Annotated in this window: 13 protein-coding genes; 11 read left to right on the top strand and 2 right to left on the bottom strand. The window is 56.9% G+C overall.

Annotation, left to right across the window (positions count from 1 at the left end):
* The 6 genes from GOW40_RS16795 to GOW40_RS16770 all read left to right on the top strand — a co-directional run bounded on the left by GOW40_RS16795 (position 1) and on the right by GOW40_RS16770 (position 7,062).
* Positions 1-1,059 (top strand): LacI family DNA-binding transcriptional regulator, encoded by a 1,059-nt coding sequence (locus tag GOW40_RS16795; RefSeq protein ID WP_171133043.1) that lies wholly within the window; start codon positions 1-3, stop codon positions 1,057-1,059.
* A gap of 27 nt (positions 1,060-1,086) precedes the next feature.
* The gene (locus GOW40_RS16790; RefSeq protein WP_171133042.1) at positions 1,087-2,142 is read left to right on the top strand and encodes a sugar phosphate isomerase/epimerase; all 1,056 of its coding nucleotides are present in this window, start codon (positions 1,087-1,089) and stop codon (positions 2,140-2,142) included.
* Positions 2,142-3,296, top strand: a complete 1,155-nt coding sequence (locus GOW40_RS16785) for a Gfo/Idh/MocA family protein (protein ID WP_171133041.1) — start codon at positions 2,142-2,144, stop codon at positions 3,294-3,296. The genes GOW40_RS16790 and GOW40_RS16785 overlap by 1 nt, the downstream gene beginning before the upstream one ends.
* A gap of 62 nt (positions 3,297-3,358) precedes the next feature.
* On the top strand, positions 3,359-4,816 hold the full coding sequence (gene xylB / locus GOW40_RS16780) for a xylulokinase (protein WP_171133040.1): 1,458 nt from the start codon (positions 3,359-3,361) through the stop codon (positions 4,814-4,816).
* 21 nt (positions 4,817-4,837) lie between these two features.
* On the top strand, positions 4,838-5,767 hold the full coding sequence (locus GOW40_RS16775; protein ID WP_171133039.1) for an aldose epimerase family protein: 930 nt from the start codon (positions 4,838-4,840) through the stop codon (positions 5,765-5,767).
* Positions 5,768-5,820: 53 nt separating this feature from the next.
* On the top strand, positions 5,821-7,062 hold the full coding sequence (locus GOW40_RS16770) for a cytochrome-c peroxidase (protein WP_171133120.1): 1,242 nt from the start codon (positions 5,821-5,823) through the stop codon (positions 7,060-7,062).
* On the opposite strand, the gene GOW40_RS16765 is transcribed toward GOW40_RS16770, so the two are convergent.
* Together GOW40_RS16765 and GOW40_RS16760 are read right to left on the bottom strand one after the other, a co-directional pair.
* Positions 7,063-8,574, bottom strand: a complete 1,512-nt coding sequence (locus tag GOW40_RS16765; RefSeq protein WP_171136715.1) for a CRTAC1 family protein — start codon at positions 8,572-8,574, stop codon at positions 7,063-7,065. It lies immediately after the preceding gene.
* Entirely contained in the window at positions 8,564-9,781 is a 1,218-nt protein-coding gene (locus GOW40_RS16760) for an ROK family transcriptional regulator (protein ID WP_171133037.1), read from the bottom strand. The genes GOW40_RS16765 and GOW40_RS16760 overlap by 11 nt, the downstream gene beginning before the upstream one ends.
* 149 nt (positions 9,782-9,930) lie before the next feature.
* On the opposite strand from GOW40_RS16760, the gene xylF reads away from it, so the two are divergent.
* From xylF to GOW40_RS16735, 5 genes are all read left to right on the top strand, one after another.
* Entirely contained in the window at positions 9,931-10,950 is a 1,020-nt protein-coding gene (gene xylF / locus GOW40_RS16755; RefSeq protein ID WP_171102439.1) for a D-xylose ABC transporter substrate-binding protein, read from the top strand.
* A 63-nt stretch (positions 10,951-11,013) separates the two neighbouring features.
* The gene (locus GOW40_RS16750) at positions 11,014-12,312 is read left to right on the top strand and encodes a sugar ABC transporter permease (protein WP_171133036.1); all 1,299 of its coding nucleotides are present in this window, start codon (positions 11,014-11,016) and stop codon (positions 12,310-12,312) included.
* A complete protein-coding gene (locus GOW40_RS16745) occupies positions 12,312-13,115 on the top strand; it encodes an ATP-binding cassette domain-containing protein (protein ID WP_171102436.1) in 804 nt (267 codons plus the stop codon). Before GOW40_RS16750 ends, GOW40_RS16745 begins: the two co-directional genes overlap by 1 nt.
* A gap of 8 nt (positions 13,116-13,123) precedes the next feature.
* Entirely contained in the window at positions 13,124-14,431 is a 1,308-nt protein-coding gene (gene xylA, locus GOW40_RS16740) for a xylose isomerase (RefSeq protein WP_171133035.1), read from the top strand.
* A gap of 131 nt (positions 14,432-14,562) precedes the next feature.
* Positions 14,563-16,044, top strand: coding sequence for a hypothetical protein (locus tag GOW40_RS16735; RefSeq protein WP_171133034.1), 1,482 nt, complete (start codon positions 14,563-14,565; stop codon positions 16,042-16,044).
* The last annotated feature ends 9 nt before the right edge of the window (positions 16,045-16,053 follow it).

Raw genomic sequence — 16,053 nt, 5'->3', positions numbered from 1 at the left:
GTGGAAGACCAGAAACAAAAACTAGAATTGGTGAAAAAGCCAACGGTCAATGACATCGCGCGTGTGGCCGGTGTCAGCCTTGCGACGGTCGACAGGGTTCTGAACAGACGCCCCGGAGTGCGCTCTGTGACCGTCCAGAAAGTGCAAAAGGCGATCGATAAGCTGGGTTACGTCCGCGATACGGCAGCGGCCAATCTGGCGCGAAAGCGCGTGTACAGGTTTTTGTTCATTCTGCCCGACACGGACAATGAGTTCATCGAGGCGTTAACCGCGCAGATTACCGAGCAATCCCGTGACCAATTCATCGAGCGGACCCGCATCTCAATCAAGAAAGTCGCGCCCTTTGATCCGCAAGAAATCGTCAATCTTCTTGATGGGATCGATAGCGGGGAAACAGACGGTGTCGCAGTGTTCGGGCCAGAAACCCCATCGGTTCGGGATGCTGTGAAACGAACCCGAGACAAAGGCGTTCCGGTGGTCGCATTGGTGTCTGATTTGCCAAGTTCTGATCGGGATCATTTTGTCGGGATCGACAATGTCTCGGCCGGGCGAACTGCGGCACAGTTGATGGGGCGCTTTGTGCATCGCAAAGGGAAGGTTCTGGTTCTGACCGGATCGCGGCTTGCCCGTGATCACCTGGAACGTCGACAGGGTTTCGACCTGGTGGTTTCGGAAGATTTTCCGCATCTCGAAGTTGTGGCTTCGGTCGAAGGTCGCGACGACCCGAAACTGATCTACAAGTTGTTGCCCGAGATTTTTGAGACCTACCCTGATCTTGTCGGGATTTATTCGTCCGCTGCGGGTAATGCAGGTCTTGTTCAGTTTCTGTCAGATCACAGAATCGGCAAGGATCTGGTGATCATTGCTCATGAACTGACCCCGCTTAGCCGCGAAGCCTTGCGAAAAGGGATTTTTGACGCTCTAATTTCACAAGATTCTGGGCATATCATTCGCTCTGCGGTTCGCCTGTTGCGCGCGACTTCGGACAAGGTGCCTTTCAACAGGGCACAGGAACGTATCCGCACTGACATTTATCTGAAAGAAAATTTGCCCCGTTAGGGGTTTTGGGTTCTGGGAGGAAACACCATGAAAACAATCAAAGGCCCGGCTTTGTTTCTGGCACAGTTTGCCGGAGACGAGGCGCCCTTCAACTCGTGGGACGCGATCACCAAATGGGCGGCCGAATGCGGCTATAAGGGGGTGCAGGTACCCAGTTGGGACGACAGGCTGTTTGATCTTGAAACTGCGGCGACCAGCAAGGACTACTGCGACGCGTTCAAGGGGCAGGCGCAGGAGAACGGCGCCGAAGTCACCGAGCTTTCGACCCATCTTCAGGGGCAATTGGTTGCGGTGCATCCTGCCTATGACACCGCCTTTGACGGCTTTGCTGCCGAAAGCGTTCGGGGCAACCCCAAAGCCCGCCAGGAATGGGCGGTGGATCAGGTCAAAAAGGCGTTGTCGGCCTCGCGCAACCTGGGGATCAATGCGCATGCGACTTTTTCTGGCGCGCTGGCCTGGCCATATCTTTACCCCTGGCCACAACGTCCGGCGGGTTTGGTTGAAACCGCCTTTGATGAGCTTGCGCGCCGTTGGCTGCCGATCCTGAACCACGCCGAAGAGTGCGGCGTCGACGTCTGTTACGAGATCCATCCGGGCGAGGACCTGCATGATGGCATCACATATGAGATGTTCCTGGAAAGAACCGGTAACCATGCGCGGGCCTGCATGCTCTATGACCCGTCACATTACATCCTTCAGTGCCTCGATTATCTGGACAATATCGACATCTACAAAGACCGGATCAGAATGTTCCACGTCAAGGATGCCGAGTTCAATCCAACCGGTCGGCAAGGTGTCTATTCGGGCTATCAAAGCTGGGTCGACCGTGCAGGCCGGTTCCGGTCGCTGGGCGATGGGCAGGTGGATTTTGGGGCAGTGTTCTCGAAAATGGCCGCGAATGACTTCGATGGCTGGGCGGTTGTCGAATGGGAATGCTGCCTGAAGCACCCCGAGGACGGCGCGCGGGAAGGGGCGCAATTCGTCTCGGATCATATTATCCGCGTTACAGAAAAGGCGTTTGACGATTTCGCAGATGGCGGAACCGATGAGGCTGCAAACCGCAAGATGCTGGGGATCGACTGATGGTTACTGGACGTAACGAAAACCTCTCGGGCCGTATTCGCCTTGGTATGGTCGGTGGTGGCAACGACGCCTTTATCGGCGGCGTACATCGTATCGCCGCGCGACTGGACGACAAGTTCGAGCTTGTCGCTGGCGCATTGTCCTCGACGCCGGAAAAAGCACAGGCCAGCGGTGAGGCTTTGGGGCTTGCGCGGATCTATGATGACTTCAAGCAGATGGCGATCCGTGAGGCCCGGCTGAAATCAGGGATCGAAGCGGTATCAATCGTAACGCCCAACCATGTTCACTATGCGGCGGCGCGCGAGTTTCTGAAACGGGGCATTCATGTCATTTGTGACAAACCACTGACTTCGACTCTGAGCGACGCGAAAAAGCTGGTCAAAGCAGCAGAAAGCTCGGACGCTCTGTTCATCCTGACGCACAATTATACCGGCTATCCGATGGTGCGGCAGGCGCAAGAGATGGTAGCCAATGGCGACATCGGCACCATTCGTGTGTTGCAGGTGGAATACCCGCAGGACTGGTTGACCGAACAGCAGGACTTCAAACAGGCTGAATGGCGCACCGATCCCGAACGCTCGGGCGCGGGGGGATCAACCGGGGATATCGGAACGCACGCCTATAACCTGGCCTGCTTTGTCACGGGGCTGGAGGCTGAAAGCCTGGCCGCTGATTTGCAGGCCTTTGTGCCCGGGCGGCCTGTGGATGACAACGCCCATGTCATGTTGCGCTTCAAGGGCGGTGCGCGGGGGATGCTTTGGTGTTCGCAGGTGGCACCCGGCAATGAAAATGCTCTGCGCTTGCGGGTCTATGGTGACAAGGGGGGTCTGGAATGGGCGCAGGAGGATCCGAACTATCTGTGGTTCACTCCCTATGGCGAACCCAAGCGCCTGATCACCCGAAACGGGGCTGGGGCAGGGGATGCGGCAAACCGCATAAGCCGCGTGCCTCCGGGCCATCCCGAGGGTTATCTGGAAGGGTTTGCCAATATCTACAGCGAAGCGGCAGAGGCCATTCAAGCGCATCGAAACGGCAAGACGCCGGACGCGTCGGTTGTCTATCCAACAATTCAGGATGGGCTGAGCGGTGTGAAATTCGTAGGTGCCTGTGTCCAAAGCGCGGCGCGCAACTCTGCTTGGGTCAAGCTGGATTGACCGAGTTCTATTGCGGCCGGCATCGGCTGTCTTGAAAAGCGCGTGATCGGGAAGGATCAAACATGTTTCTAGGTCTGGATTTGGGCACTTCGGGCCTGCGAGGGCTGCTGGTCGATGACCAGATGCAGATCATCGCTGAGGCTGAGGCCGCAATAGAAACCTCGACCCCGTCGCCGGGGTGGTCGGAACAGGACCCTGCGGATTGGGTTGAGGCTTGTCAGCGCGTCATCGCAGGTCTGAAACAGGCGAACCCAAACGCTCTGGCTTCGGTCCGTGGCATCGGGCTGAGCGGCCACATGCACGGGGCGACTCTGCTCGATGAGGCGGGGCAGGTTCTGCGGCCGTGCATCTTATGGAATGACACCCGCTCAGCCAATGAGGCCTCTGCTTTGGATGGCCTGTCTGACATGCGCGCGATCACCGGGAATATCGTCTTTCCCGGCTTTACCGCGCCCAAACTTGCTTGGGTTCGGGCCCACGAGCCCAACATATTCGCCAAAACAGCCAAGGTCCTCCTGCCGAAAGACTATTTGCGCTATTGGCTGACGGGAGAGCTCTTCAGCGAGATGTCCGACAGCGCGGGAACCGCCTGGTTGGATGTCGGACAGCGCGCGTGGTCGGGCAAGGCGCTGGAGCTGAGCCATATGAACGCCAGCCAGATGCCCGATCTGGTGGAGGGCAATGCGCCAGGTGGTGAAGTGCGGGCCCAGTTGTTGCATGACTGGGGGATGTCCGGGCCGGTTATCGTTGCCGGTGGTGCCGGTGACAATGCCGCCGCCGCTTGTGGTATCGGGGCGATTGACGAAGGCACGGGCTTTTTGTCTCTGGGCACCTCTGGCGTGCTGCTGGTCGCCAAGAACGCTTATGCGCCCGACCCGGAAACAGCGGTACATTGTTTTTGCCACGCGGTGCCGGACAGGTGGATCCAGATGGGGGTTATCCTGTCGGCGACAAACAGCATGAACTGGTTGTCGCGCAATCTCGGCCAACCTGTCAGTGCCTTGGCTGGAGCGCTGCCTGATCAAGTGAACGGTCCTTCTGCGATTACGTTCCTGCCTTACCTGTCGGGGGAGCGCACGCCCCATAATGACAGCGCCATTCGAGGTGCCTTTCTTGGGATCGACGTGTCATCGGAACCGGCGGATTTGACTCAATCGGTGATGGAAGGTGTGAGTTTCGCAATGCGCGATTGCCTTGAAGCGCTCAAAGCTACGGGCACGGAGCCAAGCCGATTGCTGGCTGTGGGCGGGGGCGCGCGATCCCGGTTCTGGCTGGAAACCCTTGCAACTGTGCTTGATGTCCCGCTCGCCCTGCCCGAAGGCAGTGAGTTCGGGGCCGCGATGGGCGCTGCGCGATTGGCGGCTTGTGCGGTCACAGTTGCCACCCCAAGCGACGTAATGGTCGCACCATCGATTGCCGAACATATAGAGCCGCGCGCTGAGTTGTTGGATGCCTATGAAAACGCGTATCAGCGGTATAGGCAGTATTACAAAGCCGTGGCCCCTTTGGCCGCGCGTTAGACAAAGGCCTGGGGCAAAGCCGTGCAGATTGAACGCGTTACTCTCAGAGATCACGACATGTCGGCCTCGTTGCTGAACTATGGCGCGATCACGCAAAGCTGGGTTTTGGGTGAAACGCCGCTGATCCTTGGGTATGAAAACCCGCAGGATTACCTGTCAGACCCGTTCTATCTGGGTGCCATCGTGGGACGGGTCGCCAACCGGATCGGCGGGGCGCGGTTCCGACTGGAGGATGTTGAAAACCTGTTGGACGCAAATGAAGGTGCGAATAGCTTGCATGGCGGTTTCCACGCTCTGTCGCGCCAATATTGGCAAATTAAACAGTCCAACGCCAATCAGGCTGTGATGTATTACGCCTCGCCAGACGGGGAATGTGGTTTTCCCGGTTTGGTGGCATTTGAGGTTCGTGTGACGCTGAAATATCCGCGCCTGACGTACGAAATAACGGCCAAGCCGGATCGGCCAACTCCGATCAGCATCGCGCAGCACAATTATTATACTCTGGGTAATCTCGGCGGTATGACCGATGCACATCTCAGGATCATGTCGGACCGAATTTTAGACACCGACGCTCAGGGTGTTGCAAACGGGCCAATTCACCAGGTGAAGGGGTCAACGCGGGACTTCACTGCTGCGCGTCCGATTGGTGACTGCGCAGAGGGTCTGGACAGTTTTTTCGTTTTCAATGCTAAGCGATCCACCAACGAACCGGTTGCCGAGCTTGTTGCGGAATCCGGTCTGACCTTGCGGGTCTATTCCGACCAGCCTGGGGCACAGGTCTATTCGGCGGTACAGATGTCTTTTCCGTTTTGGGATAGCGCCGGATTGTGTATCGAGCCGTCGGGCTATCCTAATGCGGTCAACACACCGTCATTCCCTTCAGTATTGTACTCGCCTGAAAAGCCCTACTATCAAAAGCTGGTCTTGGAGATTGTGGAGGATCGGGTGTGAAACGTGGATTGGTCGGCGCAGTTTCTGGGCTGTGTTTGACGGGCTCGGTCGGAATGGCGCTGGACCTTGGCCCCAAGCCCGAATTTCCGCAGCTGGATCTGAATGCGGTCGAGCTTGGCCAGCTATTGTTCTACGATCCGATCCTGTCGGGCAATCGAAACATCAGCTGCGCCACATGTCATCACCCTGATCTTGGAACCTCGGACGGCCTGTCGCTTGGGGTCGGCGAGGGCGGGGTAGGGCTTGGGGATGGGCGGGTTCTTGACCCCGAAAACTTGCCGGAACAGAGAATACCCCGCAATTCTCCGGGTCTTTGGAACCTGGGTGCAACCGAGTTCAGGACCTTCTTTCACGATGGCCGGCTTGAGGCCGCGCCAGGTGAACCGGACGGGATCAGAACACCGCTCAGCACGCATATGAGATCGGGGTTCCAATCTGCGCTGGCGGCACAGGCCATGTTCCCGGTTTTGTCGCCTGACGAAATGGCCGGACACTATTCGGAGAACGAAATCAGTCAAGCTGTGCGGCTGGGCTTTCTGTCGCAAGAAGGTGGTGCGTGGGATTTGATCGCTGCGCGCGTTGCCGAGATCCCAGAATACCAGCAGCGGTTTCAGGACGTCTATCCAGGCGAAGAGATTTCATTCACCGGTATCGCCAACGTTATCGCCGACTTTATCGCGTTCGAGTGGCGCGCGGATAACAGTGCGTTTGATCGGGCAATGCGTGGTGAAGGCGACCTCTCGGACGCTCAACAGCGCGGCATGGATATATTTTATGGCGAAGCCGGGTGCAGCAGCTGCCATTCCGGCTGGTTCCAGACAGATCACGGGTTTCATTCCATTGCCATGCCGCAGATCGGGCCGGGCAAAGCTGCGCGATTTGAAAACCATGCCCGCGATGACGGGCGATTGCGCGTCACTGGTGATGCAGACGACGCCTTTGCATTCAGAACGCCGTCCCTGCGCAACGTTACGCTGACCGCGCCCTATGGGCACAGCGGAGCCTATGCCGAGTTGGAAGATGTCGTCCGCCATCATCTGGATCCGGTGCAGTCGCTGCGGGACTACGCCGTGGCGTCGGCGCATTTGCCCGAATTCCCCGGCGCTGAGGATGAAAAGCCGATGCTGGACGCGTCCCTTGTCGATGCAATAGCTGCGTCCAATGATCTGGAACCGATCCAACTGAGCGACGCCGAAATCGGCGATATTATGAGTTTTCTAGGTAGTCTTGAGGATCCGGCCCTGCGCCTGGGAGTCCCGAAACAGGTGCCCAGCGGTTTGCCGGTCGACCAATGATCAGCGTTGAATGCGGATGATCTGATTGGGCGCTACGTTCTGCCATGGGCCAACCGTGCCATCGGGCCAGATCACCCGTAACCGGGCCTCAACCGCGTCGCCTAAGCCGAAATGATGCTGGCCCGCGATGCCACCAGCATGGCCGCCGCCAATGGTGATTTCGCGCGTTTGCAGGCCCTGTTCGGTTTCGATTTCTATGAACCCTCCTACGGCTGCGCGGTTTGTCCCAGGTTGCTCGACCTCAACAAGCAGCCAGTTTCCCGGGCCGGTCTGGTTCTCATACATCTCCAGCGCAGAGCCGCGGTTCACGACTACCAGATCCAGATGTCCATCGTTGTTCAGATCCACAACCGCTCCGCCGCGCGACTTGGACATCGAGGCGACACCCGCATCCACCGAGGCTTCAACGAACTGCCCATCGGGTTGCTGTAAAAGCAGGTTGTTGGGGTCGCTCATCGCTGCGTCCGGCATCTGTTCGACATTGCCTTTGGCCACAAAGATATCGTCACGCCCATCATTATTGACGTCGGCAAACTGTGCGTGCCAGCCGGTCGAAGGCCGTCCATCCTCCCCTGCATGCGGTCGATGCGCAGTGGTCCCCTTGTCATAGGTCGCATCGCGCCATGTCGGGCCATCCGCGACCGGGTCGAACACCTGCAACTTCTGATCACCCATCGACGTCAAAAAAACCTCAGGGTATCCGTCGCCCGTCAAATCGCGCGAGGCGATGCCCATGCCCCAGATCGAATAGGGCAACCATCCCTCATCCGCAGAATAAAGCCGGGGCGTAGGTTCCATCGCCCACATCTGCTCTGCGCCGCCTCGGACGTAATAGTGCCGGTCATTGCTGACCCGTAAATCTGCTCGCCCGCTCCGCGCCCAGTCGGAAAACAGGATGGAAAGCGCACAATAGCCGGGTGTCAGATGCTGCGGTTCTGCATAGGTTGTACCTGCGGGGCGATAGAGCAGCGTTGGTCCGCAAGCTTCGAACGGCCCATCTGGGTTGAGCCGATCGACATAGGTGCCAAAGGCCAGAGTCGGTAGGGTTTGGCCCGCCTCCCAAGTGGCCGAGAACGCGGTTGTCCAATGGTCTGTGGATTGAAATCCTATGGCTTCGAAGGGCGCGAAGGCGCAGTCTGGTTTGCCTTGCAGCAGCAGATCCTCACCAACTCGCAAAATTGCCAGATCCATCAGGCCATCGCTGTCGATATCCAGCGGGTATGCCCCGGAGATTCCGGTTAAGGTCAAAGTGTCGGGAGTGGCGCTGCGAAATGAGACCCCATTCTGCGAGGTGTTCAGGAACAGTTGCGCCGGGTTGGATCCCCCGGCCACAAAAAGCTCTGGCAGGTCATCACCGTTGCAGTCAAACACCGCCACTCCCCCGCCGACGAAGTGTTCCCATCCGCCGTCATAGACATGCTCGGGAATTGCGATCTGTTCGAACGTTGGCAGCGCGACCTCGGCAGTTGCGGCTGTTGCAAAGATAAGAGTGAAAACCGGACTAAGACGCATGTTTGGCAAGCTCGTTCACTTTTAGGATCGAGACCTGCTCGATTCCGTATGCGGCGGCCCCTTTGGTCCAGATCTGGTCACCCCAATGGTGGATCTTGATCTCGGGCAGTGGGGCATCAACCTTCACCACGCCGCGTTCGATACGGTTCATGACCTCATCGGTGCACAGGTGGTCGATATTGGCTTGGGTTCCAGACAGAATGATACATTCGGGATCGAACAGGTTAATCAGATTGGAGACTCCAAGCCCAAACACCTGGCCTGCGCGTGCAAGCACGGACGCAGCGCGATCATCGCCGTCATGCGCGCGTTGGAAAATGTCAGAGACGGATTTCAACTGTTCACTGGCCCCAATTACGGTCATTTCCCGGATCAGAGCATAGTCGCCCACATAGGCTTCGAGGCAGCCGCGCTGACCACATTGGCACAATGCACCATCGAGCTGCACTTTGAGGTGACCGAACTCGGCCCCGCAACCGCGTTCCCCACGGAATAGTTTGCCATCAAGGACGATACCCAGCCCAACACCATGTTCAATCGTCACAACCAGAAAGTTCTTCAATCCCTTGCCCATACCGAAAAGCTGCTCACCCTTGGCCACAAGGTTTGCGTCATTTTCAATAAAGGCTGGGCAAGGCAAAGCGTCCGTCAGCAGTTTACTGAAATCGACATTGCGCTCGGTGATCGAAGAGGACCAATGGACGAAGTTTCGTTCTGCATCGAGAAGCCCGGCCACACCTATTGCAATACCAGCCACGGCATCGGCACTGACACCAAATTTGGCACAAGTTTCATCCAATGCGGCGCCGATGGTTTGAACGAACTCGGTGGGCGTCATTCTTGCCTTCTGCAGCGGGTATTCATGCGTGACGACTTCGTTGCCTTCAAAATCCACCAGAATGGCCGAGATAAACTGACGGGCCACTTTTATCCCTGCAACGAGATGGGCGCTTGCGTCTAACTGCAGCAAGACACGCGGTCGTCCGCGCTTTACCGCATTCGGGTTTGCATTGCCTTCAACTTCCCGGATCAAGCCTGCTGAAATCAAATCGGCTGTTGCAGCGGTGACCGTTGCCGGACTGGTATTCAAAGCAGATGCGATGTCGATCCGCGAAATCGATCCGCGCGTCCTGATGTGATCCAAAACGCGAAGCCGCGTTACATTTCTTTGGTCCAGTGTTTTTAGAGAAGCATTGCTTTTCAGCATCTTACCGTTCCGATTCCTGCAGCTTACCCATTTTTAGCCAAGTGGGAGGGTTTTGAACACTAAATATTTTACCGACTGAAATAAATATGCTATCCAAATTCGTGAGGGCCACGAATCAAGGACGTTGGCTCGACAATTGGGAGGAAATCATGAAACGAATTCTCGGTTTTTCGGCCGCTGCAGTTCTGCTTGGAACAGTTGCATTCGCCGAGCCAGTCGTCGGCGTAAGCTGGTCCAACTTTCAGGAAGAACGTTGGAAAACAGACGAGGCGGCGATCAAATCCGCGCTTGAAGCGGGGGGTGCCGAATATATCTCGGCTGATGCGCAATCGTCTTCTGCCAAACAATTGGCGGATATCGAAAGCCTGATTGCGCAGGGTGTCGACGCCCTGATCATTCTGGCGCAGGACGCACAGGCCATTGGCCCCGCCGTGCAGGCGGCTGCAGATGAAGGCATCCCGGTGATTGCCTATGACCGTCTGATCGAAGACGATCGCGCCTTTTATCTGACATTCGACAATGTCGAAGTTGGTCGCATGCAGGCACGCGCCGTTTTTGAAGCAATGCCCAAAGGCAACTATGTGATGATCAAGGGTTCGCCCACTGACCCGAACGCAGATTTCCTGCGCGGTGGCCAGCAAGAGATCATTGAGGCCGCAGTTGAAAGCGGTGACATCGTCATCGTCGGCGAAGCCTATACCGATGGCTGGCTTCCAGCCAACGCGCAGCGGAACATGGAACAGATCCTGACCGCCAATGAAAACAACGTTGACGCGGTTGTTGCCTCGAATGACGGCACGGCGGGTGGTGTTGTTGCGGCGCTGACCGCGCAAGGCATGGAAGGTATTCCGGTTTCGGGTCAGGATGGCGATCACGCGGCGCTGAACCGAGTTGCGCTGGGCACGCAAACTGTGTCCGTCTGGAAAGACGCGCGCGAGCTTGGCAAAGCGGCAGGTGAGATTGCTGTTGCCCTGAGTGGTGGTACAAGCCCGAGCGATGTTGATGGTGCGATCAGCTGGACCTCGCCGGGTGGCACGACAATGAACTCGGTCTTCCTGGCACCGGTTCCGATCACACAAGACAACCTGTCGGTTGTTGTAGATGCTGGCTGGATCCCTCTGGAGGATCTGTGCCAGGGCGTCGAGAACGGCCCAGCACCTTGTAACTAAACCTAAAAGTCCCTGGCCCGCGCTTTGGGCCAGGGACCCTTTGCTGAACATGAAAGATCGGAAATGACCGAAACTTCGTCTCAGCCGGTACCTCAAAAAGCAAAGCAGAACCTGTTCCAGCAGTTGGAACTGGATATGCGACTTTTGGGTATGATCGGCGCCTTTGTCATCCTTTGCATCGGGTTCAACATCGTCACTGACGGGCGTTTTCTGACACCCCGGAACCTGTTCAACCTGTCCATTCAGACCGTCTCGGTGGCCATCATGGCCTGTGGCATGGTCTTTATCATCGTGACGCGACATATCGATTTGTCGGTCGGTGCGCTTTTGGCGACCACCTCAGCCGTAATGGCAATGACGCAGACCGAGCTATTGCCGAACATCCTGGGCATGGGCCTGAACAATCCGCTGACATGGGCCATAACCGTTGTTGTTGGTCTGTTTGTCGGCACTCTGATCGGGGCGTTCCACGGATGGATGGTGGGTTATCTGACGATCCCTGCCTTCATTGTTACATTGGGCGGATTTCTGGTTTGGCGAAACGTGGCATGGTACATGACCAGCGGTCAGACCATTGGCCCGCTGGACAGCACGTTCCTCATGTTTGGTGGTACCAACGGTACGTTGGGCACGACCACAAGCTGGCTGTTTGGATTTGCCGCGACGGCGGTAGCGATCTGGGCCTTGTGGAGCGGCAGGCGTGCCAAGTCCGCGCATGGTTTCCCTGTCAAACCCGTTTGGGCCGAGGCAACTTTGGCGGCCATCATCGCGATCGCCATCCTAGGATATGTCTACATCGTCAACAGCTATGCGATCCCGACGCGCCGGCTAGAGCGCATGTTTGAGGCGCGGGGTGAGGTAATGCCCGAGGGGCTGGTCGTTGGATATGGTATCCCGATTTCGGTCCTTATTCTGATCATTGTCGCCGTCACACTGACCGTTGTGGCGCGCAAAACGCGGTTTGGCCGCTATATCTTTGCCACCGGAGGGAACCCGGACGCGGCAGAGCTTTCGGGGATCAATACGCGCCTGCTGACCGTAAAGATCTTTGCCTTGATGGGCTTTCTGTGTGCCGTGTCAGCCGTTGTCGCATCGGCGCGTCTGGCCAACCATTCGAACGATATAGGGACGCTGGACGAACTGCGGGTGATCGCGGCGGCCGTGATCGGAGGCACCGCATTGTCTGGTGGTCTTGGGACGATCTACGGCGCGATACTGGGCGCGTTGATCATGCAAGCGTTGCAATCGGGCATGGCCATGGTTGGTGTGGATGCTCCGTTTCAAAACATCGTTGTCGGCAGCGTTCTGGTGCTGGCCGTCTATATCGACATCGTCTACCGCAAGCGATTGGGGGCCAAGTGATGGAAACTCAGGACACTCAAAAACAGGTTTCAAGTTCTGGTCGTGGCTCCGGCCAACCGCCTCTGGTCGAGATGCGGGACATCTCGATCTCATTTGGCGGGATCAAGGCGGTGGATCATGTCTCTGTCGATCTTTATCCCGGTGAGGTTGTTGGCCTTCTGGGCCATAACGGGGCGGGGAAATCGACGCTGATCAAAGTGTTGTCGGGTGCTTACCAGATGGATCAGGGCGAGATCCTGATTGATGGCAAACCGGTCGAAATCGGCAACCCGCGCGATGCGCGTGCCAACAATATCGAGACGATCTATCAGACGCTTGCCCTGGCCGACAATCTGGATGCGACCTCGAACCTGTTTCTGGGGCGCGAGATGATCACGCCAATGGGTCTGGTCAATGATGCCGCGATGGAGGCCGAATGCCGCAAGATCATGGCGCAGCTCAATCCGAACTTTCAAAAGTTCAACGACCCGGTCTCGGCGCTTTCGGGTGGGCAAAGACAATCGGTTGCCATCGCACGGGCGGTCTATTTCAACGCACGTATTCTGATCATGGACGAGCCGACCGCAGCTTTGGGCCCTCATGAAACGCAGATGGTGGCGGATCTGATCCATCAGCTCAAGGCGCAGGGGATCGGAATATTCCTTATCGACCATGATGTACATGCGGTGATGGAACTGTGTGACCGCGCGTCGGTCATGAAAAACGGGAAACTGGTTGGAACGGTCGACATCGCCGACGTTACAGATGACGATTTGCTGTCCATGATTATTCTGGGCAAGCAACCAGGACAAAAAACAGAGTAGGTAAGACCATGACCAGCGGTTTTTTTGAGGGTATCGAAAAAGTTCGATACGAAGGATTGGACAGCAAGAACCCGCTGGCTTTCCGCCATTACAACCCAGACGAAATCGTGATGGGCAAGCGTATGGAAGATCACCTGCGTTTTGCTGTCGCATGGTGGCATTCCTTTGCATGGGAAGGCGGCGATCCGTTTGGCGGTCCGACCTTTGAGCGCCCTTGGTACCCGCAAGACGACATGTCCCGCGCCTGTCTGAAGGCGGACATCGCCTTTGAGATGTTTGACATTCTGGGGCAGCCTTACTTCTGCTGGCACGACGTTGATGTTCGGCCCGAGCAGGGCAATTTCGCTGACAATCTGCGCACTTTGAACGAGATCACCGACTATATCGGTGAGAAAATGCAGCAGGTTGGCACCAAGCTGCTTTGGGGCACGGCCAATATGTTCAGCCACCGCCGCTGGATGTCAGGCGCCAGTACAAACCCTGATCCAGACGTGTTTGCTTTTGCTGCGGCGACCGTAAAATCGTGCATCGATGCGACTCATAAACTGGGCGGTGAAAACTATGTACTTTGGGGCGGGCGTGAAGGGTATGAAACCCTGCTCAACACGGATCTGACGGCCGAGTTGGATCACATGGGCCGCTTTCTGAACATGGTTGTCGAATACAAGCACAAGATCGGCTTCAAAGGCACCATTCTGGTGGAGCCAAAACCGCAGGAACCGTCAAAACATCAATATGATTACGACGCCGCAACCTGCATCGGGTTCCTAAGAAAGTATGGGCTTGAGAATGAGGTGAAGCTGAATCTGGAACAGGGGCACGCCATTCTGGCTGGCCACAGTTTCGAACACGAGATTGCGGTGGCCACGGCAGAAGGGATGCTGGGGTCGATCGACATGAACCGCAACGATTACCAGTCGGGCTGGGATACCGATCAGTTCCCCAACAACACGCCCGAGGTGGCGCTGGCCTATTACCACATCCTCAAGGATGGAGGTTTCACCACCGGGGGCACCAACTTTGACGCCAAGATCCGCCGTCAGTCGATTGATGCCGAAGATCTGGTGGCTGCTCATGTCGGTGGGATGGACATCTGCGCCCGTGGTCTGAAAGCTGCTGCGGCGATGATCGAAGATGGTGGTCTGGAGGCGGCGCTGAGCGAACGCTATGCGGGTTGGTCCGACCCGGAAGCTGAGGCGATGTTGGACAGCGATCTGGACCAGATCACCGCGCGCGTCTTGGACCAGGGGATCAACCCGAATCCGCGCTCGGGTCGGCAAGAGAAACTGGAAAACTACGTCAATAGGTTCGTTTAACCGCTGATCGTCAGATCCCTGTATGAGGCCGGTGAGCCGCGCCATTGGTGCCGCCTTGTTGCAAAACACTTGCGCCGCGCGGTCGAATTTCGTTCAATTTTCCTGTTTCAGGAAAATTGATTGGATACGCTATGGCATTGATCTTTGCGGCCCCCAGCTTGCGTCGACGCGACAACACCGATCAGTCGTCTGACTGGGCTTTTGATCTGCAAACGGCGATTGGCAAGGCCAGGCCCGGCGATACGATTGAGCTTTTGCCGGGCCGTTATCCCACACCAACCGTGATCGCGATCTCGGGAACCAAAACACACCCCATCACAATTCGCGGGCCACGCCGGGGCCGCGCGGTGCTGGACGGTGGAAAAACACGCGATGACGGGCGGCATGGCGGGCTGGAGCCGCTGGATGGCGATTTTGCTTTTCTCAAACTGTTTGGTGCAGATCATATCGTGATCGAAAACCTGAGTTTTGAAAATTGCTGGCCCAATGCGATCTACCTCAGATCCTGCAGGGATGTGACGGTGCGGGGATGTAGCGGCACAGGTGGGCGGTATTTCCTGTATGCGCGACAGACAGATCAGAAACCCACCAAAGGTCTGGTTCTGGATGGCATCACATGGGTGCAGGACCCTGATCATGACATGTGGGATGGGCGCCATACCTGGCCCGAGGTGAAGGGAAAGCGCGACCATTTTGACGCCAGTTTTTTCAACGGCGCGATGTTGGGGGCTTTCGACATAGAAGGCCAGGTTGTGGTTCGAAACTGCAAGATCAGCCACGCGTTCAATGCCATCCGAATGGACATTCGCGAGAAGCGGATCGAGGGCACCAAGAAAGAACCGCGCATAACCCGGAACCGCAATGTGCGCATTCACGACAATAGCTTTGCCTTTATCCGTGATAACGCCGTCGAGCCAGAGCTGGGGGCCGAGGACTGGTGTATCTACAACAACCGGTTCTACAATTGCCACGCCGCGTTCTCGATCGATGGGGTCGCGATGCGAGACTTTATCGTTCTGGCCAACTGGGTTCTGAATGACCGCCGACCGGGTTTGATCGGGCAGGATAATCAGGGCGGCAAGGTTTTCAAATTCCTGGGGCCGCCGGACAAGACGGGCAATATGCCACCGCGGGCGCGCAAAGGGTTTTGGTCGATCTTCAACTCGGCCCAGACGCGGACGACCTATGCAAAAAAGGGGCGCACAAGCGAATGGAATGATCGCTATACGCTGTTGGGTCTCTACGATGCCGAGTATCCAGAAAATGCCGGCCCGCCGCGCGAGGCTTTTGATCGCTTTGAGTGGAATGATGACGTCGAGGTTCAAGACATGGTCTGCAACGATCCCCGTTTCCCAAAGCAGTATCGCTGCGAAGGCACAAAGTTGCCCGGTGCAGTAAAGGTCGTTCAGACATTCGATCTTTGCGACTTTGACTGCTGCGCCAATCATCCGCTTGGAGGATGGAATGGCGAACTGCCGCCGGGCGAAGAGGCGCGAGATCTGACCAGCAAAGCCTTCAAGATCAAGCGCGTCGACGGCTCGGAGCTACATTTCAAGTCGGGCTTGTCTTATGGCGCTCAGCCAGTGGCTGCCTTCGACCTGAAGGAATTGTAGCAGCGGGTG

Origin of the sequence: Ruegeria sp. HKCCA6707, from assembly GCF_013033515.1 — a bacterium.
In the GTDB taxonomy this organism is placed as follows: Bacteria; Pseudomonadota; Alphaproteobacteria; order Rhodobacterales; family Rhodobacteraceae; genus Ruegeria.
This window is presented reverse-complemented; position numbering and strand designations above follow the sequence as displayed.

Excerpts from the sequence above, each read along its gene's own strand:
- GOW40_RS16765 (WP_171136715.1), bottom strand. The coding sequence starts at position 8,574 with ATGCGTCTTAGTCCGGTTTTCACTCTTATCTTTGCAACAGCCGCAACT.
- GOW40_RS16750 (WP_171133036.1), top strand. The coding sequence starts at position 11,014 with ATGACCGAAACTTCGTCTCAGCCGGTACCTCAAAAAGCAAAGCAGAAC.
- GOW40_RS16790 (WP_171133042.1), top strand. The coding sequence starts at position 1,087 with ATGAAAACAATCAAAGGCCCGGCTTTGTTTCTGGCACAGTTTGCCGGA.
- xylB (WP_171133040.1), top strand. The coding sequence starts at position 3,359 with ATGTTTCTAGGTCTGGATTTGGGCACTTCGGGCCTGCGAGGGCTGCTG.
- GOW40_RS16770 (WP_171133120.1), top strand. The coding sequence starts at position 5,821 with ATGGCGCTGGACCTTGGCCCCAAGCCCGAATTTCCGCAGCTGGATCTG.
- GOW40_RS16735 (WP_171133034.1), top strand. The coding sequence starts at position 14,563 with ATGGCATTGATCTTTGCGGCCCCCAGCTTGCGTCGACGCGACAACACC.
- GOW40_RS16745 (WP_171102436.1), top strand. The coding sequence starts at position 12,312 with ATGGAAACTCAGGACACTCAAAAACAGGTTTCAAGTTCTGGTCGTGGC.
- xylA (WP_171133035.1), top strand. The coding sequence starts at position 13,124 with ATGACCAGCGGTTTTTTTGAGGGTATCGAAAAAGTTCGATACGAAGGA.
- xylF (WP_171102439.1), top strand. The coding sequence starts at position 9,931 with ATGAAACGAATTCTCGGTTTTTCGGCCGCTGCAGTTCTGCTTGGAACA.
- GOW40_RS16785 (WP_171133041.1), top strand. The coding sequence starts at position 2,142 with ATGGTTACTGGACGTAACGAAAACCTCTCGGGCCGTATTCGCCTTGGT.
- GOW40_RS16760 (WP_171133037.1), bottom strand. The coding sequence starts at position 9,781 with ATGCTGAAAAGCAATGCTTCTCTAAAAACACTGGACCAAAGAAATGTA.